The sequence below is a fragment of the Streptomyces sp. HB132 genome (assembly GCF_016909575.1).
GTDB lineage: Bacteria > Actinomycetota > Actinomycetes > Streptomycetales > Streptomycetaceae > Streptomyces.
Window position 1 is genome coordinate 213,194 of sequence record NZ_JAFBGA010000007.1, and the last position, 26,916, is coordinate 240,109.

The window sequence follows — 26,916 nt, forward strand, 5'->3', positions numbered from 1 at the left end:
AGCTCACTCTTGAACGTATTCGACGCGCCCGCGCATGCTCCGCGACGGCGCTCGGCGGTGGTGGCCGCGGCCCTGGCGGCCCTGCTCCTCGGCACGCTCGGCGAGTCCTCCGCCGCCGCCCGGGCGAGCACCGAGGCTCCCGCCGTCGCCGAGTGCCCGGCCGATCTCGCGGGGAAGGCCACGTGCTACACCGGCCAGGACGGCAGCGGGGCGTACTACACGATGGCGGTGCCCACGCGTTGGAACGGTTCCCTCGTCGTGCACGCCCACGGCGGTCCCGATCTCGGCGACACCTCGGACCCGTCCCGCAGTGCCGGCGACCTGGAGCGCTGGGCGGTCATGGTCGACGAGGGATACGCCTGGGCCGGGTCCTCCTACCGCCGCGGGGGTTACGGGACACGAATGGCCGCAGCCGACACGGAGAACGTGCGGCGGTTGTTCGTCTCCCGGTTCGGCCAACCGAAGCGGACGTACGTCCACGGCCAGTCATGGGGCGGCAACGTGGCCGCCAAGGTCGCGGAGACCTACGGAGCCCGCTCCGGCGCCTACGACGGTGCCCTGCTGACCAGCGGTGTGCTCGGGGGTGGTTCGCGCGGGTACGACTACCGTGTCGATCTGCGGGCGGTCTACCAGTACTACTGCCGTAACCACCCTCGTCCCACCGAGCCCCAGTACCCGGTGTGGCAGGGTCTGCGCGCGGGCTCCGTCATGACGAGCACCGGGCTCCGGGCCCGTCTCGAGGAATGCACCGGCTATGCGTCACAGCCCACAGACCGGACCGCACTGCAGCAGCGCAACCTGAAGGACATCCTCGCCGTCACCCGCGTTCCCGAGCGGGCACTCGAATCGCACCTGCGGTTCTCGACCTTCACCTTCCGCGACATCGTGTCGGGCAGGCTCGGCGGCCGCAACCCGTTCAGCAACCAGGGTGTGCGGTACTCCGGTTCACACGACGACAAGGCACTCAACGCGGGCATCGAACGCTTCTCGGCCGACCCCACAGCACGCCGCGACCTCTCCTACGACAGCGACCTGACGGGCAAGGTCTCCATCCCCGTCCTCACCCTGCACGCGATCGACGATCCCACCGCCTTCGTGGAGCACGAATCCGCTTACCGCGCCACCCTCGAGGGCGCCGGCACGGACGAGCACCTCGTGCAGACCTACACGACCGAGACGGAGCACAGCGCGCTGAGCGACTCCGAGTACGCCAACTCCGTCTCCGCCCTCGACACCTGGGTGCGCTCCGGCCGCAAGCCGACCCCGGGCTCGATCGCGGCCTCGTGCGAGTCCTTCGACCGCGTCCATGCGGGCGGGTGCTTCTACAGTCCCCGTTTCCTCCCTCCGTCGTACGCGTCGAAGGTCCGGCCCCGGCCGGGCGGCCTCTCCTGGCCCGCCATGACCGCGGCCCAGGAAAGGAAGTGGAGCCGGATCGCCGATGTGGGGATCGCGCCCTGACGGACGCCCTCACTCGAAGCCGACGGGCCGTCCCGCACCAACCCAGGAGCGGGGCGTCCCGGTGCGCCGTCCCAGGAGGCCTTCCGCATGGCGAGACGGTCGGGCATCCGGAGTGGGCCCGTCCGTATATTCGTACGCATGTCTGTATCGGCCCTGTCGCTGTGCCTCGCGCTGTTCGCACATTCGGCGTGGTGCGTCGACGACGGACTCTGTCGCGGCTGAATACCCGGCCGGCGGCGCGTGCCGCGCCGCCGACCCCACCGCCGCCGTCCGTCGAGCATCATCCGGAGACCTCTCGTGACCACCGCGCCCCCCGCCGGGTCCGCCCCGCCGCGCGCCCTGCCAGCCCTGCTCGTCCCGTCGCCCACATCGGTGCCGCAGCCCGAGCCGCCACCCCTGCCCCCGGTGCGCAGGACCCCACTCGTCGTGTCCGCACTGCTGGCCGTGGCACTCACCGCGTACGTGTGGTTCACCCACGGCGCCAAGCCCGGCGTACTGCTCGTGCTGGGGCTCGGTCTCGGCGTAGCCCTGTTCCACTCCCGGTTCGGCTTCACCTCCGCCTGGCGCCAGCTGATCGCGGTCGGCAACGGCAGCGGTCTGCGGGCGCACGCGCTGCTGCTCGGCACCACGGCCACGCTGTTCGCACTGATCATCGGAACGAGCACCGGCCTGTTCGGCTCGCAGCCGGCGCCCTCCGCAGGGTCGCTCGGAGTCGGCCTGGTCGTCGGTTCGCTGCTCTTCGCCGTCGGGATGCAGCTCGGCGGTGCCTGTGCGTCGGGCACCCTCTTCGCCGTCGGCTCGGGGCAGACCTCGGTGCTGCTGACCCTCGGCGGCTTCATCGCCGGCGCCACGCTCGCCGCCTGGCAGTTCGACCTGTGGAAGGACCTGCCCGCCTGGGAGCCGGTAGTCCTCTCCGAACACCTCGGCCGGTTCGGATCGTGGGCGGTGACCATCGCCGCGCTGCTGCTCGTGGTCGTGGTCACGCGACGCGTCCAGGCCCGCCGTAACCCGCCGCCCCTCGGAGTCGTGCCCTCGGCACGCACCGCGGCCGTACGGGTCATCCGCGGATCGTGGCCCCTGGCCGTCGGCGCCCTCGTGCTGGCCGTGCTCGGCGCAGGCGTGCTGATGGTGTCCGGCGGCGCCTGGGGTGTCACGAGTGCGTTCAGTCTGTGGGGATCGGAACTGGTGGGCGCGCTCGGCGGCCACCCGGAGAACTGGACCTGGTGGCGGCAGGCCGGGAACGCGGAGATGCTGGCGGGCCCGGTACTGGCCGACAAGACCAGCCTCACCGACATCGGCATCATGATCGGTGCGGCGGTCGCCGCGGCGGCCGGCGGTACCTGGGCGCTGCACCGGGGGATTCCGTGGCGCACGGCCGTCGCGTCGGTGCTCGGCGGTCTGCTGATGGGCATCGGCGCGCGACTGGCCGGAGGCTGCAACATCGGTGCCTACCTGGCGGGCATCGCCTCGGGCAGCCTGAGCGGCTGGGTCTGGGGCGCGGTCGCACTGGCCGGAACCTGGATCGGACTCCGGCTGCGCCCGCTGTTCGGCCTCGGCAACCCCAAGCCGGGCGACGGCGTCTGCTGATCGCGTCGGACCGGCGGCCCGGCACGCCCGGCCCGGCCGTCCGGTGCACGCGCGGCCGGGCCGGGCCGCCAGGGCCCGCGCCTCGGGGCCTCCTTTACGATCGTCCGCGTGTGCGCAAACGTCATAGTCGCTGAAGACGACGCGAAACAGGCCGAGCTGGTCCGCCGTTACCTCGAACGCGAAGGCCACGCGGTCACGGTGGTGGCGGACGGCCTCTCCGCCCTGGAACAGGCGCGGCAGGGGGCGCCGGACCTGCTCGTGCTCGACGTGATGATGCCGGGGGCGGACGGACTCGACGTGGTCCGCATCCTGCGAGCGGAGGAGCGGGAGCTGGCGGTGCTCATGCTGACCGCGCGGGCGACGGAGGACGACCTGCTGCTCGGACTGGACCTGGGCGCGGACGACTACATGACCAAGCCCTACAGCCCGCGGGAGCTCATGGCGCGTGTGCGCACGCTGTTGCGGCGCACCCGTCGGGACGGGGGGCGCGACGACGGTCATGTACTGCGGGTGGGAACGCTCGCCGTCGATCCCGCGCGCCACGAGGTGGCGGTCGACGGAGCCGAGGTCGACTGCACACCGGGGGAGTTCCGGCTCATCTCCGCGATGGCAGCCGAGCCCGAGCGGGTCTTCACGCGTGAGCAACTGCTCGCAGAACTCCACGGGTTCGACCGGTACATCAGCAGCCGTACGGTCGACGTGCACATCATGAACCTCCGCAAGAAGATCGAGCGTGCGCCCCGGCGCCCGGCCCGGCTGCTCACCGTCTTCGGAGTGGGCTACAAACTCGTCGACCCGCTGAAGGGGACCCCACGTGCTCCGCGCTGAGCGGGGCGCCCAACGCCTGCGCCTGCGCAAGAGCCTCCTCGGCAGGCTGCTGGCGGTGTCGGCGCTCGTCGCGGCCTGTTCGGTCGCCGCGACCGCGTGGCTGGCCGTGCAGACGACGTCCGGCGCGATCGAGAAGGAGCAGGGCCGCAACCTCGCCGCCGACACCCGCGTCCTCGACGCCCTGCTCGCCTACGCGGCCGAACACCCCACCTGGGACGGCGTGGACGCCACGGTCGACGAACTCGCCGACGCGTCGGACCGGCGCATCACACTGACGACGCAGAGTCGCGAGACACTCGCGGACTCCGCGGACGCCTCCCCGCCACCACCGGCCCTGCCTCCCCAGGCATCGGCGGTCGTGGACCCGCTGTCCGTGGCCGCCGTGCCCTCCGGATCGGAATCCGGGTCCGGATCAGTGACGGTTGCGGCACCCGGCACGGACGGAGCGCAGCACCCGGGGACCGACCGGGTCGACGCGAGGGCCGTAGGACCGTTCAGGCTCTCCGCGACCGAACGTACGTCGCTCAGGCGCACCGCCGACGAGACGGTGCGGTGCCTCAGCCGGTCCGGCATCGCCTCGGACGTCGTCGAGGGACCGAGCGGTCGGCCCCGGATCCAGGTCGTGGGCAACGATCCCGACCGCATACGCGGCAGCCGGTGCGCGACGGAAGCCCTGGACAGCCCCACCGCGACGGAGACGAAGGCGCTCACCGCGCTCAACGAGCTCGTCAACGCCTGCCTGGGCCGGCAGGACCGCGAAGCCGTACGGCTCGACCTCGACCTCTCGTGGGACACGTACCGGCCTCCGTCCACGCCGGCCGTCTCCGAGCCGAGGCCCGTGCCCAGCATCAGCGTCAGCGCCCCGCGTGAGGCTGTGCCGACGGAGCTGCCCACCGCCTCGCCCGTGGACAGCGAGGTCGACCGCGACATCGCCTCGTGCGTCGGCATCGCCCGCCAGGAGCAGCTCAGTTCGTATGTCGCCTCGCCCGCGTTGCTGTTCATCACCGACCCTGGCGGCGGTGCCGTTCCCGGTTTCGAACTGTCCCCCGGGAACACGGCGAGGATCACCGGGGTCGCGGCGCTCGTCCTCGCACTCACCGTCGGCGCCTCGATCCTCGCCGGGGTCCGTCTCGTACGGCCGCTGCACGCACTCACGGGAGCGGCCCAGCGCATGCGGGACGGTGAGGAACCGTCACACGTGGAAGTGGCCGCCGACAACGAGATCGGCCGGCTCGCCGCCGCCTTCAACGACATGTCGGCCCACCGCGCCCGCCTGGAGGAGCAGCGCAAGGTGATGGTCAGCGACGTGGCGCACGAGCTGCGCACCCCGCTGAGCAACATCCGGGGGTGGCTGGAGGGCGCCCAGGACGGAATCGCGGACGCGGACGCGCAGTTCGTCTCCTCGCTCCTGGAGGAGGCCGTGCAGCTGCAGCACATCATCGACGACCTCCAGGACCTGTCGGCGGCCGATGCGGGCGCCCTGCGTCTGCACCCCGAACCCGTGCGGATCGAGGATCTGCTCGCCCACGCGGTGGCGGCGCACCAGGCGCAGGCCGACGCCGCCGGGGTGCGCCTCACCGTGACCGGTCCGCAGGGCGGCACACCGGTTCCCGCACTCACCGCCGACCCGGTCCGGCTGCGGCAGGCGATCGGCAACCTGGTGTCCAACGCCGTACGCCACACCCCCGAGGAAGGACGGGTGACGCTGCGCGCGTACACGGCCTGCGGCGGGGGTACGGGCGAAGAGGTGGTGGTGGAGGTCGCAGACACCGGCAGCGGTATGGCGGCAGAGGACCTGCCGTACGTGTTCGACCGGTTCTGGCGCGCGGAGAAGTCACGAAGCCGTCGCACAGGGGGCAGTGGCCTGGGGCTGGCGATCGTCCGCAAGCTCGTCGAGGCGCACGGTGGAACGACGGCCGTGGCCAGCACGGTGGGCCAGGGATCGGTGTTCACACTGAGGCTGCCGACGGCCGGCCCTGATCCGATGAACACGGTGGTCTGACAGCTTCCTCACATCTTCACTCCAGTCTGTGGGCATGCCCGGCGCCCGACGCGCATCCGTGCGCGGGCACCACCAACGCCGAGCTGGAATCGGAGTTCTTCATGTCCCTTCGCCCGACCCTGCGCACCGCAGTCCTTGCCGCTGTCGGCCTCGGCGCGGTCCTGCTCCCGTCCGGCGTGGCCGTCGCCGACGACACGCCCACGCCGGTACCCGCCGAGCGCACGGAGACCCCCACCACGGCGCCCGAAGGCGCCGAACGCTCAGAGGCGCCGACCTCGGCCCCGGCCGTTTCCGTGCCGGCCGGCCCGATGCCGCGGGGCGGTGTCGATGCCGGGGAGAGCCCGGCCGCGGAAGCCGGCGGCACCGCGCTGTACGGTTCCGCGGCCGGCGCGGTACTGCTCGCGGGCGCCGGCGCGTTCGTGATGCGCCGCCGGTCCGCACAGCGCAACGGCTGATCCCTGACGGTGGCGCCCCTCCCCGCGCGGGGAGGGGCGCCACCCGCCGTTTCCCCTCCCGCCTCAGCTCGCCCACTGCACCGGAGCAACTGATGTCCCTCATACCGAAATCGTCCTGGCGGACCGCCGTGTCCGTGGCGGCAGCCGGCCTGCTGCTCGCCCCCGTCACCGGCTGCGCGACGGACGATGCGCCCCCGCCATCCGTCAGGACGGGCGCAGCGGCCCCCAGGCCCTCGGAATCCCCCGGGGCGCCGGCGCCGACGCGGCTGACGGTCCCGTCGCTGGGGATAGACAGCACGCTGATGCGGCTGGGGCTCAACGAGGACGGGACGGTCGAGGTGCCGCCGGCCGAGAAGGGCATGACGGCCGGCTGGTACGCGGGCGGGGCCGTGCCCGGCGAGCCCGGCGCCGCCGTGCTCATCGGGCACAACGACACACGGTTCGGCAAGGCCGTCTTCCACGACCTGCACACGATCGCCAAGGGTGCGGACATCGCCGTGTCCGGTGGGGGAGGGGAAAAGAAGCACTTCACGGTCACCGGAACGGAGACCGTCAGCAAGAAGACCTTTCCCACCCGGAAGGTCTACGGAGCCACCGATGAGAGCGTGCTTCGGCTGATCACCTGCGACGGAGCCTTCGACGCCGCCGGCCACCCGGTGGACAACCTGATCGTGTACGCGACGCTGCGCTGACACGACTCCGGGCCGGGTGCGCGTCCGCGGCGGAACCGGAGCGAGGCCCGGTCGACCGCCGTCCGCCACTTCGCCCACGACGGCACCGGCCGTCCCGGCCACAAGGCACAGGGCAGCTTGTCCCGCCGCGTCGTCCGGCGGGACAAGCTCGACCGGAGCCGGCAGATCACCATCCGACGTGGCGCCGAAAGCGGCCAGTTCACGCCGGAGCTCAACCAGATGATCCACGGCGCCGAGACACCCGTCGGCGGTGCGGGACTCGCCGCACGCGGACGTTTGTGCCGACTGGTGACGAGGGCGGTGTCCGCCCGAACTCTTGACGAGTACACGCATGCAGGCCAAGAATGATCGCGCAGTGCGCATGACAACGTTGTCTACGTTTCGAGAGGCGCTCATTCCATGAGATGGACCCACTGGATTCGCGGTGCGGGGGCGGCGGCCGCCACAGCCGCCCTCCTCGGCGGCGCTGTCGCCGCACCTGCCGCGGCGGACGGAGGGGGGCATGCCGAGCGCGGTCGGCTCACCGATCTCGTCAACCCGTTCATCGGAACGGAGAACGAGGGCAACACCTATCCGGGTGCCGCGGTGCCTTTCGGCATGGTGCAGTTCTCGCCCGACACCGGGCACAACACGGGCTACGACTACTCGGAGACCCACATCAGGGGCTTCTCCACCGTCCACATCTCCGGCGTGGGCTGCGGCCTGGGCGGTGACCTCCCGGTCCTTCCCACGACCGGTGACATCACCTCGACGGACAACGCCACATACGCTGCCGAGTTCAGCCACGACGACGAGAAGGCGAGCCCCGGCACCTACAAGGTGGGCCTCAAGACGGGCATCGAGGCCGAGCTGAGCGCCACCGAGCGAACGGGCGTACAGCGCTACACCTTTCCCGCCACCGACAAGGCCAACGTCCTGATCAACGCCGGCCAGTCGCTGCACAGGACGGTGAACACCGAGGTGGAGATCCTCGACAGCCGCACCGTGCGTACGGCCATCACCGGAAGCGGCTTCTGCCAGGACACCAAGCCGTACACGGTGTACACGCTGACCCGCTTCGACCGCCCCTTCACGACCTCCGGTACCTGGAAGGGCGACACGGTCACGGAGGGCTCGAAGTCCTCGTCGGCGGCCGCCGAGCGCAACGGGGCCTTCCTGCGCTTCGACACGACCAAGGACCGCACCGTCGAGGCGACCACCGCCATCTCGTACGTGGACGCCAAGGGTGCGGCCCTCAACCTCCGCGCCGAAGGCGGCCGTTCGTACGACCGCGTCGCGCGCGCCGCGCAGGCCGCGTGGGAGGACCGCCTCGACGACGTCCGCGCGAAGGGCGGCAGCGAGACGCTGCGGCGTACCTTCTACTCGTCCCTCTACCGCTCGTTCCTCGCACCGAACATCGGTAGCGACGTCGACGGCCGCTACACCGGCTGGGACCAGAAGATCCACCGCGCCAAGGGATTCACCTACTACCAGAACTGGTCACTCTGGGACACCTACCGCACCCAGGCCCAGCTCCTGTCGCTGCTCGCCCCCCACGAGTCGCGCGACATGGCGATCTCCGTCCTCAAGATCGACGAGGACAGCGGCTGGCTGCCCAAGTGGGGCTACGGCACGGTCGAGACGAACATCATGACCGGTGACCCCGTCACACCGTTCCTCACCAACGCCTACCAGCAGGGCCTGCTCAAGGGGTACGAGGAACAGGCCTACCGCGCGCTCAGGAAGAACGCCGACGGTGTGCCCCCGGCCGACTCCGCCCCCGTGGGCCGCGAAGCCAACAAGGAGTACCTCGCCGACGGCTTCGCGCCTTACATCAAGGGCCGTGCCCACGTGAAGCCTGGCGACTCGGACTACGACCACGGTGCCTCCGCGACCCTGGAGTACGCCCTGTCCGACGCGATGCTCGGGCAGATGGCGAAGGAGCTGGGGCACGAGGAAGACGCCGCGCGGTATGCGGAGCGGGCGCAGAACTACCGGAAGATCTTCGACAGCTCGACGGGCTTCTTCCGCGCACGGGACGCGAAGGGGGACTTCACGGGCCCCGTCGACCCGGCACAGAGCGAGGGCTTCCACGAGGGCACGTCCTGGCAGTACCAGTGGCTCGTCCCGCAGGATCTGCCCGGCATGGTCTCCCTGATCGGCGGCACGCGGGCGGCGAACGAGCGTCTCGACTCGTTCTTCGCGTACGAGCAGTTGCTGCAGGACCCTGCGAAGACCGCCCGCGAGGTGTGGGTGAACGGGCCGTACGACTACTACAACGCGGACAAGTACAACCCGCAGAACGAGCCCGACCTGATCGCCCCCTACACCTACCTGTCCACCGGTCAGCCCTGGAAGACGACCGACGTGGTGCACGCCGCGCTCACGCTCTTCACGGACACCCCGACCGGCATGACCGGCAACGACGACCTGGGGACGATGTCCGCCTGGAACGTCCTCTCCTCCATCGGGATCTTCCCGGTCCAGCCGGGCACCGACACGTGGAGCCTGTCCACCCCCGTCTTCGAGCGGGTGGACCTGACCCTCGACCGGCGCTACTACCCCAGGGGCAGCCTGACCGTTAAGGCTCCGGGCACCTCCGACTCGTCCCGCTACATCCAGTCGGCACGGACCGACGGGGCCGCGTACGAGAAGACCTACCTGACCACCGAAGACATCCGCGACACGCGCGAGTTGTCCTTCGAGGTCGGTACACAGCCCTCGCGGTGGGGCACATCGGCGGACGCGGCGCCGCCCGCCCTGAAGTGACGCGCTGAACAACCGGGACGCGCACGGGACCCGCCCCTCGACGAGGGGCGGGTTCTCCCGTTCCGCCGTGAGGCGCTCAGCCGTTGAAGCGGTCCGGATCGAACCCGGTCCGCTCGTCCCGGTTCAGGGCGCTGATCTCACCGATGTCCCCCTCGGTGAGTTCGAAGTCGAAGAGGTCGAAGTTCTCCTCGATGCGCCGCAGCGTCACCGACTTGGGGAACACGATGTCCCCACGCTGCAGGTGCCAGCGAAGGGTCACCTGGGCCGTCGACTTGCCGACCCGCTCCGCGATACGGACGAGGGTCGGATCGTCGAGCACCTTGCCCTGTGCGATCGGGGACCAGGCTTCGGTGGCGATACCGTGTTCGGCCCCGAAGGACCGGACCGCGTCCTGGGTGAGGTAGGGATGCACCTCGATCTGGTTGACGGCGGGCACCACCACACTGTTGTCGAGCAGCCGGCGCACGTGGTTGGGCTGGAAGTTCGAGACCCCGATGGCCTTCACGCGTCCCGAACGGTAGATCTCCTCCAGGGCCTTCCAGGTCTCGACGAAATCACCCTTGTCGGGGAGAGGCCAGTGGATGAGGAAGAGGTCCAGGTAGTCCAGCCCCACCTTCTCCATGGTGCCTTCGAACGCCTGGAGGGCGTCGTCGTAGGCATGGGCGTCGTTGTCCAGCTTGCTGGTGACGAAGATGTCGGCCCGGTCGAGACCGGAGTCATGGACCGCCTGGCCGACCTCCTTCTCGTTGCCGTACATCTGCGCCGTGTCGATGTGGCGGTAGCCGGCCTCCAGAGCCGCCAGAGTGGTCTCGCGGGTGTCCTCCGGGGGAATCTGGAAGGTCCCGAAACCGAGCTGGGGGATTTCCACGCCGTTGTTGAGGGTGATGGCGGGTACTGCGGGCACGGATGACTCCTTGTCGTCGATGTTCAGGGTTGTTGCAGCTGCTCCGGACGCCGTGGGCCGTTCTGTACGGACGACGCGGACGTCGCCGCACCGCATCGCACCGGCGTGTCACGCCGGTGCGCGGCGGCGGTTCAGCCGGCGATCACACAGCCCCGCCTCCGGCGGCAGGATCCGGGCCGGGTGCCCGTTGGGTGGTCGACCATGGCGGCTCCACCCGCTCGGCCACGCCGAGCCGTACGCGCTGATCCGACACGAAATCTCCCGGGCGACGGTTGAGGTGTGTAGCGGAACACTGCATTCCGCCCTCACTGCGGCGTACCCGACATCAATCGGGGCAAACAGGTTGATACGGCTGAATGAGGAAACCCTGTTCGGGCTGTGTCCGGGGCGCTGCGCCCCGCACGAGGCCACAGTCGTGCGCGAGATGCGCTCTCCGGCGCGTGTCCGTCGTGTGCCGCCCCGAAACCTGCTGCCGGGAGCATCCGGGATGCGTGGTGGTCGGCGTCCTGGTGACCGCGGCCCCGGGTGTGCGGGTTCTAGACGCGGCCGATCCGTCGGATCTCCTCCAGCGGATACGGGGTCTGCCTGCTCCCGCGTTGGAACGTGCGATTGAAGTCCGAGATCACCGCGGCGATCGGCGCGAGCCGGGCGATGATCGCCGCGGCCTCTTCCGGGATTCCCGTGGGGCGCTTGCCCTCCGCATAGGCGCGCACCAGGGCGTGGCGGCCGTCCGCGTCCTCCCTCCGGTATCCGAAAAGAGCGGTGACCAGCCAGTTCACGAAATACGTGGCGGTGTAACAGCGGTCGTAGGTCTGATGCCGTTCGAAGAAGTCGGACTCGACCTGCGACAACTCGAACCCGGAGGAAACGGCGAGTCCGTAGTCCGTGAAGTAGAGGCGCCGGCCATCGGTCAGGATGTTCTCGAAGTGGGCGTCGAAGTGCAGGAGCCCACGGCTGTTCATGAATGAGGTGCCGGCTGCCAGGTTCCTCTCCACCATGTCGCAGGCCCGGCCGGCGGTCCGGGCGCCGGCTTCGACCTGGGTGCCCAGCCATTGGTGCACGTTCCGCGGGATGTACTCCAGGAACAGTGCGACACTCGCCGAGGCCTGTTCGAGGGCCCTGATCCGGCGGCGTACCTGCGATCCTCCGCCCCAGTACGCCACGGCCCCTTCGACGTCGGCCAGTTCCTCGGGCAGGGGCGTCGAGTCGGGCAGCACTCTCCAGTGGTACATCAGGGGGAAGCCCTCGTATTCCCCCGCGAGCACCCAGTTCGTCGTCATGGTGTGCACGGCGAGTTCCCTCCAGGCCCCGAAGCCCGGCCCTCCGATGCTGCCGATGCCGTACTGGCAGAACACGGGCAACTTGAACAGATTCGCCGTGGAACGGACGTGCTCGGGTTGCCGCTCCAGATCGGTGAGGGGCACCCGCTTCACGAAGACCGGCGTGCCGGCGACCTCCATCAGTGCCGACTTCCCGCCGATCCCGGATCCGATCGGCACGGCGGTGTCCACGAGTTCGGCCAGGGCGCGATCACCGCACAACGCCAGGGACGTGGAGACGGCACTGTATGTGCCCAGGCGCGCACGGTGCGACATGTCGGGAACTTTCACCGCACCTCCGTCTCGGCGCCGGCGTGAAGGGGTTCGGGAGGTACGCGGGCGGCAGATGCGAACGCACCGGCGAACACACCCTACGTGAGGGCTGGAGCGGAAGGGCCGGCTTCGCACGCGCCGTTTCGCGCTCAGGTGCCCGGCTGCGGGCGCTGACCGGCCCAGGGGTGACCTCAGCTGTTGAAGCGCTTCGACACCCTTCTTGTGGTCAAGGGCCGCCCGGGCTCGATGCCGCAAGGCCGTCCCTGGTCGCAGGACTCGCCACGGTCATCGTCCCCATCTCCCGATGCCGACTTCCCGACGGGCCTATTGACACCCTTCCCCACGACTGCCATCTTCGAAGCGCTTCAACGATCTTGGCCCGGGGTTACGGTCCTGGCCTGAGCCCCGAGGACGGACGATGGCGTACTTCGACAATCCCGTGATCCCAGGCTTCAGCCCGGATCCGAGCATCTGCCGCGTGGGCGAGGACTACTACGTGGCGACGTCCAGCTTCGAGTACGTACCCGGGGTGCCCCTGTGGCACAGCAGGGACCTCGTGCACTGGCGGCTGATCGGGCACGCGCTGGACCGCCCGTCGCAGTTGCGTCTTCCGGACACGGCCCCGGCCTCGTGCGGGGTGTACGCACCCACGCTCCGGCATCACGACGGCCGCTTCTGGATGATCACGACGGTGGTGGCCGGTGCGGGCAACGTCCTCGTGACCGCCGAGGATCCGGCCGGCCCGTGGTCGGATCCCGTGCCGGTGGGCATACCCGGCATCGACCCCGATCTGGTCTGGGACGACGAGGGGAACTGCTGGTGCGTGTTCTCCCACGACGGCATCCGCGCGGTGCGCATCGAGCCGGAAACGGGTCAACTGCTCGGCGAACCGGTGCGGATGTGGTCGGGTACCGGGCTCCAGTACCCCGAGGGCCCGCACCTCTACCGGGTCGGTGACTGGTGGTACCTGCTGCTCTCCGAAGGTGGCACGGAACGCGGACACGCGATGTCGATCGCCAGGGCACGCTCCCTGCAGGGACCGTTCGAACCGCATCCGGACAACCCGGTGCTGTCCCACCGCAGTACCGGTCACCCGGTGCAGAACACCGGCCACGGTGATCTCGTCGAGGCGCACGACGGGACGTGGTGGATGGTGCTCCTGGGCACCCGGCCCCGCGGCGACACACCGCAGTACCACGGGATGGGCCGGGAGACCTTCCTCGTGCCCGTGCGGTGGGAGGACGAGTGGCCGTTGCCGGGACCGCTGGAACTCCGTGCCCCGGCGCCGGAGCTGGCTCCGCACCCCTGGCCCGCCGAGCCGCACCGTGACGACTTCGACGCCCCGGCTCTCGCACCCTGCTGGGTGTCGACCAGACGGCACGAACCGGACGCCGTACGCCTCGACGAGCGGCCCGGGCAGCTGGTGCTGCATGCCCGGGCGAACAGCTTGGACAAGCCCGGTGCGGTGTTCGTGGGACGGCGCCAGCGCGATGCGGACTGCAGTGCGCGGGCCCGTGCCGACGCCGGTGAAGGAGGCAGGGGAGGCCTGGCCGTACGGCTCGACGAGGCACACCACTACCAGGTGGAGACGGAGGACGGCACGGTCCGCGCGGTCGCCCGCATCGGTCCGTTGTGCCAGACGGTCGCCGAACGGGCGATCGCCTCGGGTCCGCTGACGCTGCGGATCGACGTGACCACCACGGATGTCCTGCCGCCCACCGTCACGACACGGCCTGCGGACGTCGAAGCCGACGTGCTGTCCGGGCTCCGCGTCGGCGGGCCCGACACCCTCCGCCTGGGATACGAGACCGAGGACGGACACTTCGAGGTCCTCGCCGAACTCGACGGCCGCTACCTCACCACCGAGGTCGCGGGTGGTTTCACCGGCCGGGTCGTCGGCATGTACGCGACCCGCGGCACCCCGGCCTTCGATTGGTTCGAGCTGCGGCCGGTCTGACCCGGTCCGCGGCCTCGCCCCCGACGGCGTACGGGGCGAGGCCGCGGACGATCAGCGTGCCGGCGTGGCCTCCAGCCACTGCAGGACCTCGGGCGTGACCGGATCGGTGATGTCGGTGAACTCGTCGTGCCTCTCGAGGAACTTCGCCACGTACGGACAGACGGGCACGATCCGCTTGCCCTCGCCCCGTACGTGGTTCAGCGCCTCCTGCACGAGGACGGAGGCCAGCCCCCGGCCCGCGAAGGCGTCATCGATCTCGGTGTGGAAGAACACGCGCTGCCCGTCCCGGTCGCGGTAGGCGGTGAATCCCGCGATCACCTCGTCGGTCTGGATCTCGTAGCGGTGCCTCGCGTCCACGTTCCGGACGATCGGGGTGGCGGCTCGGGTCATCAGGTGCTGCCTTTCGGGCGAGTCGGGGCGCCACGTGACGAGAGGGTGGCGCCGGACGATCGGTGACCGCAGCATCATCCCGCACGGGCCCGCTGCTGACCGGCGAGGCCCCGCCCGCCGAGCACGCGGAGGACTTCGCCCACGGCGCGTCAGCCGACGGCACACCCGAACAACGACCGGTGGGACCGGCCCGGACGGCATGCCTCGTCAGGCCGTCGGAACCCCGGATCACGCGCGGTCCGTCAGGACGCCGGTTCGCCACCGCCTCCGGGCACATGGATCAGCTCCCTCCGCTCTTTCTGTCCGCCATCCGGGTGGACTCCGCTCCGACCGCGCCGCGTCGCGGGCAGGCATAGGGCGTCCGCGCCTTACGTGGCTGGAAGCACCGGTGGACGCATGAAGCGGACAACCCAGCGAAAGGGGCTCTCCATGCTCGGTCCACGGGCGGCGCACGCAGGGACCGGCGGAGTCGCCGGCCCGCCGACGGGTACCGGCGGTCGCACGGACTGCCGCGCGGACCCCGGGCCGGACGCGGGCACCGCCGGTGAGGCGGCCTCAGCCGTCGGGGCCGTCCTCGAGGAGTACCTGCGCGGCAGACTGCGGGAGGCCCGGCGGGTCGACGCGGTGTTCGCCGAGGAAGTGGCCTCCCGGGTCGCAGCGTTCGTCCTGCGGGGCGGCAAACGGCTGCGGACCGCCTTCGTCTGGTGCGGGTGGGTGGCAACCGGCGGCGTCGGCGACCCCCTGACACCGCTGCGCATCGGCGCCGCCCTCGAACTGCTGCAGACCTGCGCCCTGGTGCACGACGACGTCATGGACGAATCCCCGGTGCGCCGGGGCGCGCCCGCCGTGCACGCGGACTTCGCGCGGCAACACCGGGCGGGCCGTATGCGCGGTTCCGCTGCCTCCTACTCGGCCACCGCCGCGGTGCTGGCCGGAGACCTGGCGCTGGCGTGGGCCGACGACCTCTTCACCGAGACCGCACTGACCTCGCCGTACGGGGAGCAGCTGCACAGGGAGTGGCAGGCGATGCGCGGCGAGATGGTGGCCGGGCAGTACCTGGACATGCGGGCGCAGGCGACCGGATCCTCCGATCCCGCCCAGGCCAGGAACATCGCGACGCTCAAGAGCGCGCTCTACACCGTCGAGCGGCCGCTCGCCCTGGGCGCCTCCCTGGCGGGTGCCGACGCCCGCACCACGGACGGGCTGCGGGCCGCCGGACGATGTGCGGGACTCGCCTTCCAACTGCGTGACGACCTGCTGGGCGCGTTCGGTGATCCGGCCGTGACGGGGAAGCCCGCGGACGAGGATCTGAGGGCACGCAAGCTCACCTGTCTCCGCGCGGTCGCTCTCCGGCTCGCCGCCGAATCCGGCGACACCGAGGCTCTGGCCGTACTCGGCCCCGGCGACGCGGGGACGGGCGCAGGCGCGGTCGAGCGGATGCGCGCCGCTCTGGAACGTACGGGCGCACGGGCCGTCGTCGAGGAGGAGATCGCCGGCCTCTCGGCGTCGAGCCTGCGTCACTTCGCCGCCGTCGGAGCCGATGCCCGAGCGCGGCGGGAGTTCGCGGTGCTGGTGGCCAGGGCCGTGGGCACCGTGCCCGACGGAGAGGGGGAGAGCGCATGAGGACCGTGGCGGGCCCCACTGACCACGTGGTGGTGGTCGGCGCCGGCCTCTCCGGCCTCGCCGCCGCCCTTCACCTGCTGGGCGCGGGCCGCAGGGTCACCGTCGTCGAGCGGGCCTCCGGGCCCGGGGGCCGGGCGGGACGCCTCGAACTCGGCGGCTACCGGATCGATACGGGACCCACGGTGCTGACCATGCCGCACCTGGCGGACGAGGCCTTCGCCGCCGTCGGGGACAGCCTCCACCGCCGGGTGGAGCTCATCCCGCTGGACCCCGCCTACCGGGCGCACTTCGCCGACGGCAGCCGGCTGGACGTCCACACGGACGGCGACGCCATGGAGGCCGAGATCCTGAGGTTCGCCGGGCCGTCGCAGGCCGCGGGATACCGCCGTCTGCGTCAATGGCTCGAAAGGCTCTACCAGGCGCAGATGCGCCGCTTCATCGACACCAACTTCGACTCGCCCTTCAAGCTGCTCCACCCGGACCTCGCCCGGCTGGCGGCCCTGGGCGGCTTCGGCCGGCTCGACCCGCAGATCGGCAGATTCCTCACCGACCCGCGGCTACGGAGGGTGTTCTCCTTCCAGGCGCTGTACGCGGGAGTCGCCCCGGCCCGCGCGCTCGCCGCCTACGCGGTCATCGCCTACATGGACACGGTCGCGGGCGTCTGGTTCCCGAAGGGCGGCATGTACGCCCTTCCCCGCGCCATGGCGGACGCCGCAGCCGACGCGGGAGGGGACTTCCGCTGGTCGGCCGAGGTGGCCGGACTGGAGCGAGCCGCCGGACGGGTCCGGGCCGTACGGCTGGAGTCAGGCGAGCGGATCGCCTGTGACGCCGTCGTCCTGACACCCGATCTGCCTGTCGTCCACGGTCTCCTCGGGCGGGCACCCCGGCGTCCCGTGCCCTTGCGGCACGCGCCGTCGGCGGTGGTCTTGCACGCCGGTACCAACCGCACCTGGCCCGGCCTGGCGCACCACACGCTCTCCTTCGGCGCCGCCTGGGAGCGCACCTTCGACGAACTCACCCGGACCGGAAGTCTGATGAGCGATCCCTCGCTGCTCATCACCCGGCCGACGACGCACGACCCGTCACTCGCCCCGCCCGGCCGGCACCTGCACTACGTCCTGGCCCCGTGCCCCAACACCACGACAGGCCCGTCGGCGGCCACCTGGCACGGACTGGGACCGCGTTACCGCGACAGTCTCCTGGCCGAGCTGGAACGCCGGGGACTGGACGGCTTCGAGGAATCCATGGACCAGGAACTGCTCGTCACCCCGATGGACTGGGCCGCCCAGGGCCACGCGGCGGGCACCCCGTTCTCCGTGTCGCACACGTTCGCTCAGACCGGCCCCTTCCGGCCACGCAACCTCGTACGCGGCTACGACAACGTCGTCCTCGCCGGGTGCGGAACCACACCCGGGGTGGGCGTGCCGACCGTGCTCGTGAGCGGCAAGCTCGCCGCAGCCCGCATCACGGGCCTTCCCCACGCGACGGGTGTGCGCCGTCGTTCCCCCCTCCTCGAAGGGCAGAGCACATGAACGGCCGTGAGCTGGACGCCGCAGGAATCACCGGGCCCGCTCTGCGCGCCGCCTACACCGGATGCCGGCGGCTCAACGCACAGCACGGCCGCACGTACTTCCTGGCCACCCGGCTGCTGCCGGTCGAACGCCGCTGCGCCGTCCACGCGCTGTACGGCTTCGCCCGGTGGGCCGACGACATCGTGGACGACCTGGACCGACGGCAGCCTCCCGGGGAACGCGACCGCCTGCTGCGTCGGCTGGAGAGCGACCTCGCCCACGGCCTGCGCTCGGGAGGCGGCGAGGAACCGGTGGTGAGGGCCGTGGCGCACACCGCCGAGCGGTACGCCATCGACCACGGCCTGTTCGCCGACTTCCTGGCGTCCATGCGCAGCGACCTGACCGTCACCGACTATCCGACGTACGCCGATCTGCGTGCCTACATGCACGGTTCGGCGGCGGTGATCGGCCTCCAGATGCTGCCCGTGCTCGGGACGGTCGTGCCCCGGGAGGAGGCGGCCCCGCACGCGGCCGCTCTCGGCGTGGCCTTCCAGCTGACCAACTTCCTGCGGGACGTGGGCGAGGACCTGGACCGCGGCCGCGTCTACCTGCCGGCGGACCTGCTCGCCGCCCACGGCGTGGAGAGGCCCCTGCTCGACTGGAGCCGCCGCACCGGACGTCACGACCCGCGCGTCAGGGCCGCGTTCGTCGAAGCGGACGCGATGATCCGGACGGTGTACGAGGAAGCGGCGCCGGGCGTCGACATGCTGGAGCCGAGGGTACAGCCCTGCATCCGAACCGCGTTCGTGCTGTACCGGGGGATCCTGGACGCGATCGCCGCCGACGACTACCGGGTGCTGCACCGTCGTGCCGTGGTGCCGCGCCGGCGCCGTGCCCTCACCGCCGCCGGCGGGCTCGTACGGATCATGGGCGCGCGGATGCGGGCCCGGCAGGCGGTGGCGTCGTCGGGCGCGGTCGCGGGGGCGGAGGGTTCCGGGCGATGAGCGAGCCGCGCCGAAGGACTCCATGGACGTCACCGCTGCGAGTGCGGCGCGCACCCGGCTGGGAGCGGCAGGCCCCGACCTGGCGCGAGGCGAAGCCCACAGTGATCGCCGCAGCGCTGAAGCGAGCCGCCGCCCGCCCGTCCGGCAACTGGTACGTCGCCGGGGCCTCCCGCGACGTCGGCGCGCGGGACCGCCCGTACGGCCGGACGATCGCCGGGACGGAGGTCGTCCTGTGGCGCTCCGAGGACGGTGAGCTGCGCTGCGGCCCGGGGGAGTGCCCGCATCTGGGGGCCCCGCTGCGCGACAGCAGGGTGGTGTGCGGGACGCTGCTGTGCCACTGGCACGGTCTCGCCCTGGACGGCGGGCCGTTCGCCGGATGGGAGCCGTATCCGGTGTACGACGACGGCGTGCTGGTCTGGGTGAGGCTCGACGCCGCCGGGGGCGAAAGCCCGCTGGAGCGCCCGGCCGTGCCGGTGCGGCCTGTGCCGGGGGACGCGGTGGACGCGGTGTACACGGCGGTGGGGCGGTGCGAACCCGAGGACGTGGTCGCGAACCGGCTCGACCCCTGGCACGGATCCTGGTTCCACCCGTACGCGTTCGTCGGTCTGAAGGTGGCCGGTACCCCTGAGGACGGCGGGGACGACGCGTTCGCCGTCGACGTCTCGTTCAAGGTCGCCGGCCGCCTCGTGGTGCCGGTCCGGGCCGTGTTCACCGCCCCCGGACCACGCACGGTGGTCATGCACATCACCGGCGGCGAGGGTGCCGGGTCGGTCGTGGAGACCCACGCCACGCCGCTCACCGCACCCGGCGCCACCCACCCCCGCACGGCGGTGGTCGAAGCCGTGGTCGCAGCCTCGGAGCGGCGGGGCTTCGCCCTGGCGCGCGCCGTCGCGCCCGCTCTCCGGCCTCTGATGCGCCGGGCGGCAGGCCGGCTCTGGCGCGACGACCTGGCGTACGCCGAGCGCCGCTGGACGCTGCGGAGCGCCGGGCGCTTCCCCGGCTGAGTCTCAGCGTCGCGCGGCCAGGCCCGCGAGGGCCCGCAGGACCGGCGACCGCCCGGCGCGCGGGACGGTCCAGAGCACCTGCCCCCGGATGCCCCAGCCGGCGAGAAGCGCGTTGGCGGCGAGGAAGCCGGAGGTCGCCGCGCGTTCCATCAGAGCGACGGGGAGGCCGGTGCGGACCATGTCGCCCGCCACCGTGACACGGGGATGAGGCGTGCGCACGGCGGGCCGGCGATGATAGCCGCCCACGGAGAAGAGCGGGCAGTCGTCGCGCCATTCGTGGTGGGCGTCGACGACCCCCGCGTCCGTCGTCTCGGGATACACCTCGTGCAGCCGGTCGAGCATCCGGCGCTGGATCTCCTTCGGTTCGGCCCTCCGATCGACGGCGTAGGCGTGGAGTTCGACAACGGAACCGCCCGTCCGCGCGGCCCACCGGGCCGATTCGCCCTCCCAGCGGTCGAGGACACTGACGTTGTCGAGCCCGTCGAAGCCACTGGTACCGAGGAAGCCCGCGCGGTCCTCGCGCACGGGGCGGTCCAGCCAGAGACGGGACACGAGGAACGGGGGCGCCGTACGCGTGGCGGCGATGTCCGCGCGCCAGGACTCGTCTCCCAACTCCTCCGAGGCAGCGACGAGATGGCGCAGGCCGCGTGGGTCCAGGGCGAGGACCACGGCCTGGTGGCGGTCCGCCGCTCCTTCGGTGTCCACGGTCAGGTCCCCGTCGGCGGCCGGGCGGACGCGGTGGACCTGAGTGCCGGTACGCACCCCGGCGCCCAGCCGGCGCAGAGAGTCGCCCAGAGGCTCCCAGAGCGCCTGCGGGAACGGTTCGCGCGGCACGTCGAAGAGGAGGCCCTCGGACGACCCGAGGAAGTAGATGTGGAACATCAGCAGCAGTTCGGCGGCCGACAGTTCGCGAGGGTCGGAGAAGAAGCTGCGGGAGAACACCTCGAAGGCCAGGTGGTGGGCCGCCTCGGGGAAGTTGATCCGGTGCAGGAAGTCCTCGGCGCTGACCCCGTCGAACCGCTCGTACACCTCGGGTACCCGGATGTCGAGCAGGGGCAGTGCCTCACGGGGGTTCATCGCGGCGAGGTCGTGCCATCCGAACGACGGGCTGAGCGCGACGAATCCGAGCGCGCTCCACGGCGGGGTCCGCGGCACACGGGCGAAACTGTCCGCCATCCCGTTGCGGTGCCGCAGCGGGTAGTCCGCCATCGGGGCCAGCGCCGACAGCCCGGGGTCAGCCCGGCGCAGCAGCCCGCGCAGGTTGTAGTACTGGCGGAAGAAGGCGTGGAACCCGCGGCTCATCGTCGCCGCCGACCCGTCGGCAAGGCGCACCGGCCACCCGGCGAGACGTCCGCCGAGGCTCTCCCCCTGTTCGTACAGGGTCACCCGGACACCGCGTTCGGCGAGCGCGGTCGCCGCCGCGAGACCGGCGATCCCGCCGCCGATCACCGCGGCCGAAGGTGCGTCGCCGGTGAGGCGCTCGCGTCCGGGTCCGGGCATCAGCACCTCTGCCCGGCTGTCGCGTCCGTGCCGCGTGGCGTCGACGCGGCGCCTGCGGGCACTCATGACGCCACGGGCCCGGCGGAGGCCACGCCGCCCCCGGCGAGGAACACGTGGACGATGCCGGTCTGCCAGCCGCCGACCGGCACGGTCCGTACGAAGGGGAACCCGGCCCGGGAGATCCGTCGCGCGAACACGGGTGCCGTATCGAACGCGAGGACACTGCGGTACAGATGGCGGTACAGCTCGCGGTCTCCGGTCAGTGTGCCCGCCGGGACGATGACGCCCCGGCAGACCGTGTTCCACACGGCCCGGTGCACGGCCGAACCGCTGAGGCTGTACTCGTGTACCAGCAGACGGCCTCCGGGGCGCAGAAGGGCGCGCACGGCCTCGAGCACGTCACCCGGGGCGGCGACGTTGCGGAACAGGTAGGCCGCGAATACGGCGTCGTACGAGCCGTCGTCGTCGGTGGTGCGGAGGTCCTCCGCGCAACGGTGCAGGAAACGGACGTTCGGGGGCCAGCGTTTCGCGCGCGCCTGTTCCAGCATGCCCGCGGAGGCGTCGACCGCCGTGATCCGGGCGTACGGGGCCGCCCGGATCAGAGCCCGCGTGGACGCGCCCGTCCCGCAGCCGAGATCGAGGACCCGTAGCCCCCTTCCACCACGAGGCAGCCGCAGACGGTGCGCCGAGCGGAGGAGTCCGGAGCGGTAGCCCGGATTCAACCCCGTGAGCCGGTCGTACGAGTGTGACGCGTGATCGAAGGCGCGTGCCAGGTCGTGGTCCCGCAGGAGGGTCATCAGGAGCTCTCTTCGGATCGGCCGGTGGCCCGGCGGGCGAGGAAGGGGACTTCGGCCGCGGTGCGGAGCATCGGGCCCACGGGTGTACGCAGACCGATCCCGAACTCCTCCCACGGCGTGCTCCCGCCGTCGAGGAAACGCAGCAGCCGCTCCATGGGGACGCGGCGGAACAGGTCGGTGAAGAAGCGCGGCCCGTCCACGCGCCCGGTGTCCAGGGCCCTGAGCAGCACGGCGTCCATGGCCAGAGCTCTGCGGCCGTGCGGTGGCGGCACGCCCGGGCGTCCGTCGCGCAGTGCGGTGGCGATGGCCCGGCTCTGGCGCTGGACGGCGGCGAACGTGTAACCGGTGGCCGGGCGGGTCGCGCCCCCGGCGGCTCCGATGCGGAAGACGGCGCGGCCGGTCCGGCGGGGGAAGCGCGCGTCGGTCATGGGGATGACACCCTGCTCGGCCGACTCCACGGTGAACCGGCCGAGCCGCAGGACGCCCGCGCTGTACTGCCGCAGAGCGGCCTCGTACGCCGCCGTCGTGAGCGGGGCACGGGAGAACTCGGTGTATTCCACCAGCGCCCGGTCCGGTGCCAGCGGCAGGACGTAGCCGAACGCGAGGCCGTGACGGGGCTGCGGCACCCGGAAGTCCATGAGGTCCGCCACCTGGGGTTCGAAGCGGGGGGCGGCGGTGCGCACGAACCAGCCCCGGAAGTGCTGCAGCAGTATCGTGCGGTGCGGCGGTGCGCCCGGCACGGGCCGCGAGTCGAAGACGTACCGGCCGCGGAGGGTGAGCGGTCGTCCGTCGGCCGTGGTGCAGCGCACCTCGGCGCCGTACGGTGCGTCGCGTACCTCGTGGGCCGTCGCGCGCAGGACACGGGCTTCCGGGGCCGCCGCCAGGCGGGAATGGACCAGCTGCTCGAAAGGGCCCGACCGCACCATGCGGTAACGCAGCGGAGACGGGTCCGACCCGACGGCGCTGCCGTCCGGCCCCCGCACCCGCAGTCGCTGCCACGACGCGACGACGGCCTCCTCGAACTCGCCGGTGCCGGCCTCCCAGTAGCACCAGGTGCGCTCGGCCGGGCGGAGGGGCCCGTCGGGTGCCTCGACCAGCGTCACTCCCGTGCCGGTCCTGGTGAGCCAGTGGGCCAGGCAGAGCCCGGCGGCGCCGCCGCCCACGACGACGGCGTCGTCCACCCGACCGTGAACGCCTCCGGTCACCTCGTGGGAGTCCGTGCCGCCGCCCGGTCGGCCAGTACCTCTCGGGCCGCCCTGCTGCCGGAGGCCAGCGCGCCCTGCACGGACCCGGTGGCCCGGTAGTCCCCGCTCACGTACCGCCCGGGTGCGAAACGCGTCGTGCGGCTCAGCGGCCAGGGAGGCCGCATGGCCGGCAGGGCGCCCTCCACGGTGTAGGCGGCGACCGTGTCCCAGCTGCTCGTGTCCGTGTCGTACAGCTCGGCGAGCCGGGCCCGGACCGTCCTGTCCCCGCCCGGAGGTCCGGCGCCCAGGACGGAGGTCGACACCAGCGTGGTGCCCGGGGGCGCGTAGGTGGGGGCGACCTCGGTGAGCACGCAGCTGTTCAGGACAGCGAGACCGCTGTCGACGACAAGGGTCGGTTCGGTCAGGGGTGACCGGTCCGCCGCGTGGTAGTACGTCGTCACCGTACGGCTGTCGGGTACCGGCAGGCCCGGCAGCAGGCGCGCGGCCGTGACCGAGTCGGTGGCCACGACGACGGAGTCGGCCGGCCGCTCGCAGCCGTCGGCCAGGAGCACCCCGGAATCCGTGACCTCCGCGACGGCCGAACCGAGCCGGAGGGTGCCATCCGGCAGCCGGGCGGCGAGCTGGGCCGGCACGGCGCCGATGCCCCGGGCGGGGAGGCAGAGCGTGCCGCGTGCCATGCTCCGCCAGACCAGGTGGAGGAAGCGTGCCGAGGTCTCCAGGCCTTCCTCCAGGAACACCCCGGACAGGAACGGCCGCAGCAGGTCCTCGATCGCGCGCGGTGACAGCCCGGCGCGGACGAGCGCCTCCGACGCGGTGCGGTCCCTCGTGCGGCCCAGACGCTTGGCGGGAAGCAGCACGTCACGGGCGGTGAGTGCACCGAGGGCGGCGAGGTCCCGGGCCGGGAGAACCCTCCCGGGCAGCAGCTGGGCCGCGTCCCCCGGCCGTCGGGTGGGGTCGGTGACGCGCACCCGCCCCGAGGGCGTCCGTGCGATGAGACCGGGCGTGAAGGGCCGCAGGCGCAGCGCGCGCAGGTCGACGCGCTTCTTCACCTGCGGGTAGGAGGTGTTGAAGACCTGGAAGCCACGGTCCAGCAGGAAGCCGTCCCTGCGGTCCGTACGCATCCGGCCGCCCACTCCGTCGGAGGCCTCCAGCAGTTCGACGCGGAGTCCCGCGCCGCACAGGTCGAGTGCGCAGGCCAGTCCCGCCAGGCCTGCGCCCACGACGACGGCGTCCGGCGGCGGTGGGTGCTGTCGGTTCGTCATCCACGTCCCTCGGTTCGGTCCCGTACGGCTGACGGTGCGTCAACCCGATCACGTTCCGGGCTCCGAAGCGAGCAGCCGCCACGGAGACCGCCTCTTCGGGTGACTCGGGTGCCCTGTCCGGAGGTCTCTTCACCCGCGATCGGGATGCGCCGCGCCGCGGGACGCCCCGCCGGGGGACCCGGCCGGACGCCGCCCCGCCCCGCGTGGCTCTGCGGCTCGTAGGGACGTGGCCACGGGCGCCCGCGAGCGGTCGGCCCCCGGACAGCCGACTGCCGGCGGTCCGGTTCCCCCGTGTGCCCGCCGGCAGTCCCGCACGCTCTCTGTTACTGCGGCCGTCCCAGCGCCCAGCCCGACACATCGGCCAGACGCCCGCGCCACAGGGGCAGTCGCAGGGACCCCGTACCGCCGAAGACCATCGTGGCGTCCCTCAGATGGATCCAGCGCGGCAGCTGCGAGGTGGCCTCGCCGGCCCCCAGCTCCCTTATCCCCTGGTCCACCGTCTCGGGGAACTCCGCGATCAGGTTCGCGCCCTCACCCTCCACCTGGCGGAGGCTCCGTGCCCAGTCGGCCTTCCACGCCTCGTGGCCGATCACGTCTCCGTGGAGTACGCCACCGGCCAGCGTGAGGGTGATCGGCAGACTGGAGCGCAGCTCTCTGTCCAGCAGCTGGATCAGCAGTTGCAGCTGCAGATCGGGCACCGGCTCGGTCACCACCGCAGCTGCAGATCGGGCACCGGCTCGGTCACCACCGCAGCTGTCTGCGGCCGTGTCTCGACAAACTCGCTCATGGACCACTCCCTTCACCTGACAAATGGCAGGTGACACCCCGTATGCCCCCGTCCTGAGCCGTCACACCACCGGAAATCGGGTGATTGGCGCACCGGCTCAGGGCCACCCGTACGTCACTGCACGCACACAGCGCGGCTTCAGCCGATACGTGGGCGGCCGACCCGCCGCGCGTGAGACACGGGTGCGCCACCCCTCCGTGTGGTGGCGCACTCGTCCGTGTGTGTCAGAGCCAGCGGCGGATCGGCAGGACCGCAGCCTCCCGCACCCTCTGCACCGGTGAACGGCGCTTCCACCGATGTCCGTCGATGAGGGTGCTCCGCTCCACGTCCTCCTGGAAGTGACCGTCCAGCGTGGCGGTGAACTCCCGGTCCAGGACCGCGAGCATCACCTCTTCGTCATGCTCGAGCGAACGGCGGTTGAAGTTCGTCGAACCGATCAGCGAGGCGACACCGTCCACCGTCAGGACCTTGGCGTGCAGCATGGTCGGCTGGTACTGGTAGATCTTCACCCCGCAGGCCGTGAGCTCCTCGTAATGGTGCTGACCGGCAAGCTGGCACACCCGCTTGTCCGTGTGCGGCCCGGGGAGCAGGATCTCCACGGTGACCCCCCGGCGGGCGGCCGCGCACAGCAACCCGATGAAGTACGGGTCGGGCGCGAAGTACGCCGTGGTGAGCCGGACCCGCTCCTCGGCGGACTCCAGCACGACGCGCAGCAGGGTCTGCATGTCCTGCCAGCCGAATCCGGCCGATCCGCGGACCACCTGTACGACCGCGTCGCCAGGCTGTGTCGCGGCGACGAACCGGTCGCGTTCGGTGAACAGCTCGTCGTGGCACTCCGCCCAGTTCTGCGCGAACGCCGCGGCCAGACCGTCCACCGCGGGGCCGTGGACCCTCACGTGGGTGTCCCGCCACTCGTTCTCGTTGCGGGCGTCACCGCACCACTCCTCGGCGATCCCGACTCCGCCGGTGAACGCCGTCTCCTCGTCCGTGATGAGGACCTTGCGGTGGCAGCGGTGGTTCTGCTTGAGCGGCGAGAGGTACAGGGGCTTGCGGAACCACGCCACCTCCACCCCGGCCTCGTCCATCAGCGCCAGCTGGCCCTTCTCGATGAGCCGGGAGCCGAATCCGTCCAGCAGCAGCCGCACCCTGACTCCGGCGCGAGCCCGCTCCGCCAGTGCCTCGGCGAAGTCGCGGGCGATGTCACCGCGCCAGTACACGAACGTCATCATGTCCACGGTGTGCTGCGCTCCGCGGATGGACTCGAGCATCGAGGTGAAGATCTGGTCCCCGTTGCGGAGGGGGACGAGTTTGTTGCCCTCGGTGGCGGCGATGCCGATCAGGCGCTCCAGCCGCCGGCGCAGCCGGTGCGCGCGCTCCGCGTAGAGGGCGTCGTCAGGTCTGGGGTGCGTGGACCGCTGGTCTATGTGGCTGGACATCTCTCACCTTGTGTACTGAAAGCGACGGGGCACGGCGACTGTACTCCCGCGATGTAACGGACGCGGGAACACGCTCAGCCACCCGCCGGACGCTCCTTCCTTCCGGGACCGGCAGCTGACGGGACGCCGACGGCGTTCCTGACCGCGCAGTTCGGTGCGGCAGCCGGGCTTCGA

Annotated in this window: 21 protein-coding genes; 12 read left to right on the plus strand and 9 right to left on the minus strand. The window is 71.7% G+C overall.

Annotation, left to right across the window (positions count from 1 at the left end):
- Positions 1-9: 9 nt before the first annotated feature.
- The 7 genes from JOC24_RS17945 (at position 10) to JOC24_RS17975 (ending at position 9,770) form a co-directional block, all read left to right on the plus strand.
- Positions 10-1,458 (plus strand): alpha/beta hydrolase family protein, encoded by a 1,449-nt coding sequence (locus JOC24_RS17945; protein WP_205021328.1) that lies wholly within the window; start codon positions 10-12, stop codon positions 1,456-1,458.
- Positions 1,459-1,755: 297 nt separating this feature from the next.
- The gene (locus JOC24_RS17950) at positions 1,756-3,045 is read left to right on the plus strand and encodes a YeeE/YedE family protein (protein ID WP_205021329.1); all 1,290 of its coding nucleotides are present in this window, start codon (positions 1,756-1,758) and stop codon (positions 3,043-3,045) included.
- A 108-nt stretch (positions 3,046-3,153) separates the two neighbouring features.
- Positions 3,154-3,873 carry a response regulator transcription factor gene (locus tag JOC24_RS17955; RefSeq protein WP_205021330.1) on the plus strand — a complete coding sequence of 240 codons (720 nt, stop codon included), beginning with the start codon at positions 3,154-3,156 and terminating at the stop codon, positions 3,871-3,873.
- Entirely contained in the window at positions 3,860-5,875 is a 2,016-nt protein-coding gene (locus tag JOC24_RS17960; RefSeq protein WP_307792720.1) for a sensor histidine kinase, read from the plus strand. The genes JOC24_RS17955 and JOC24_RS17960 overlap by 14 nt, the downstream gene beginning before the upstream one ends.
- A gap of 101 nt (positions 5,876-5,976) precedes the next feature.
- On the plus strand, positions 5,977-6,330 hold the full coding sequence (locus JOC24_RS17965; RefSeq protein WP_205021331.1) for a hypothetical protein: 354 nt from the start codon (positions 5,977-5,979) through the stop codon (positions 6,328-6,330).
- 92 nt (positions 6,331-6,422) lie between these two features.
- Complete coding sequence (locus JOC24_RS17970) at positions 6,423-7,022, plus strand: class F sortase (RefSeq protein WP_205021332.1); 600 nt, start codon at positions 6,423-6,425, stop codon at positions 7,020-7,022.
- 399 nt (positions 7,023-7,421) lie between these two features.
- The gene (locus tag JOC24_RS17975; RefSeq protein WP_205021333.1) at positions 7,422-9,770 is read left to right on the plus strand and encodes a GH92 family glycosyl hydrolase; all 2,349 of its coding nucleotides are present in this window, start codon (positions 7,422-7,424) and stop codon (positions 9,768-9,770) included.
- Between the two features lie 76 nt (positions 9,771-9,846).
- Here the strand turns inward: JOC24_RS17975 and JOC24_RS17980 are convergent, their stop codons facing one another.
- Together JOC24_RS17980 and JOC24_RS17985 are read right to left on the minus strand one after the other, a co-directional pair.
- Positions 9,847-10,674, minus strand: coding sequence for an aldo/keto reductase (locus JOC24_RS17980; RefSeq protein WP_205021334.1), 828 nt, complete (start codon positions 10,672-10,674; stop codon positions 9,847-9,849).
- Between the two features lie 536 nt (positions 10,675-11,210).
- Positions 11,211-12,269, minus strand: coding sequence for a protein kinase family protein (locus tag JOC24_RS17985; protein ID WP_205021335.1), 1,059 nt, complete (start codon positions 12,267-12,269; stop codon positions 11,211-11,213).
- Positions 12,270-12,684: 415 nt separating this feature from the next.
- Here JOC24_RS17985 and JOC24_RS17990 point away from each other — a divergent pair, with 415 nt between their 5' ends.
- Positions 12,685-14,223, plus strand: coding sequence for a glycoside hydrolase family 43 protein (locus JOC24_RS17990; RefSeq protein ID WP_205021336.1), 1,539 nt, complete (start codon positions 12,685-12,687; stop codon positions 14,221-14,223).
- 51 nt (positions 14,224-14,274) lie between these two features.
- Here the strand turns inward: JOC24_RS17990 and JOC24_RS17995 are convergent, their stop codons facing one another.
- Positions 14,275-14,613 carry a GNAT family N-acetyltransferase gene (locus JOC24_RS17995; protein ID WP_205021337.1) on the minus strand — a complete coding sequence of 113 codons (339 nt, stop codon included), beginning with the start codon at positions 14,611-14,613 and terminating at the stop codon, positions 14,275-14,277.
- Between the two features lie 429 nt (positions 14,614-15,042).
- Here JOC24_RS17995 and JOC24_RS18000 point away from each other — a divergent pair, with 429 nt between their 5' ends.
- The 4 genes from JOC24_RS18000 to JOC24_RS18015 are packed head-to-tail and all read left to right on the plus strand — an operon-like array spanning position 15,043 to position 19,755.
- Positions 15,043-16,236, plus strand: coding sequence for a polyprenyl synthetase family protein (locus JOC24_RS18000; RefSeq protein ID WP_205021519.1), 1,194 nt, complete (start codon positions 15,043-15,045; stop codon positions 16,234-16,236).
- Complete coding sequence (gene crtI / locus JOC24_RS18005) at positions 16,233-17,768, plus strand: phytoene desaturase family protein (protein WP_205021338.1); 1,536 nt, start codon at positions 16,233-16,235, stop codon at positions 17,766-17,768. The genes JOC24_RS18000 and crtI overlap by 4 nt, the downstream gene beginning before the upstream one ends.
- Positions 17,765-18,751, plus strand: a complete 987-nt coding sequence (locus tag JOC24_RS18010) for a phytoene/squalene synthase family protein (RefSeq protein ID WP_205021339.1) — start codon at positions 17,765-17,767, stop codon at positions 18,749-18,751. The genes crtI and JOC24_RS18010 overlap by 4 nt, the downstream gene beginning before the upstream one ends.
- The gene (locus JOC24_RS18015) at positions 18,748-19,755 is read left to right on the plus strand and encodes a DUF5914 domain-containing protein (RefSeq protein WP_205021340.1); all 1,008 of its coding nucleotides are present in this window, start codon (positions 18,748-18,750) and stop codon (positions 19,753-19,755) included. Before JOC24_RS18010 ends, JOC24_RS18015 begins: the two co-directional genes overlap by 4 nt.
- Positions 19,756-19,758: 3 nt before the next feature.
- Here the strand turns inward: JOC24_RS18015 and JOC24_RS18020 are convergent, their stop codons facing one another.
- The 6 genes from JOC24_RS18020 to JOC24_RS18045 form a co-directional block, all read right to left on the minus strand.
- Entirely contained in the window at positions 19,759-21,321 is a 1,563-nt protein-coding gene (locus tag JOC24_RS18020) for an FAD-dependent oxidoreductase (RefSeq protein WP_205021341.1), read from the minus strand.
- Complete coding sequence (locus JOC24_RS18025; protein ID WP_205021342.1) at positions 21,318-22,052, minus strand: methyltransferase domain-containing protein; 735 nt, start codon at positions 22,050-22,052, stop codon at positions 21,318-21,320. The genes JOC24_RS18020 and JOC24_RS18025 overlap by 4 nt, the downstream gene beginning before the upstream one ends.
- Entirely contained in the window at positions 22,052-23,233 is a 1,182-nt protein-coding gene (locus tag JOC24_RS18030; RefSeq protein WP_307792721.1) for a lycopene cyclase family protein, read from the minus strand. Before JOC24_RS18030 ends, JOC24_RS18025 begins: the two co-directional genes overlap by 1 nt.
- 20 nt (positions 23,234-23,253) lie before the next feature.
- Entirely contained in the window at positions 23,254-24,519 is a 1,266-nt protein-coding gene (locus tag JOC24_RS18035) for an NAD(P)/FAD-dependent oxidoreductase (protein ID WP_205021344.1), read from the minus strand.
- Positions 24,520-24,842: 323 nt separating this feature from the next.
- Positions 24,843-25,217, minus strand: a complete 375-nt coding sequence (locus JOC24_RS18040; RefSeq protein ID WP_307792722.1) for a hypothetical protein — start codon at positions 25,215-25,217, stop codon at positions 24,843-24,845.
- 313 nt (positions 25,218-25,530) lie between these two features.
- Positions 25,531-26,742 carry a phospholipase D-like domain-containing protein gene (locus JOC24_RS18045; RefSeq protein ID WP_205021346.1) on the minus strand — a complete coding sequence of 404 codons (1,212 nt, stop codon included), beginning with the start codon at positions 26,740-26,742 and terminating at the stop codon, positions 25,531-25,533.
- Positions 26,743-26,916 lie beyond the last annotated feature (174 nt).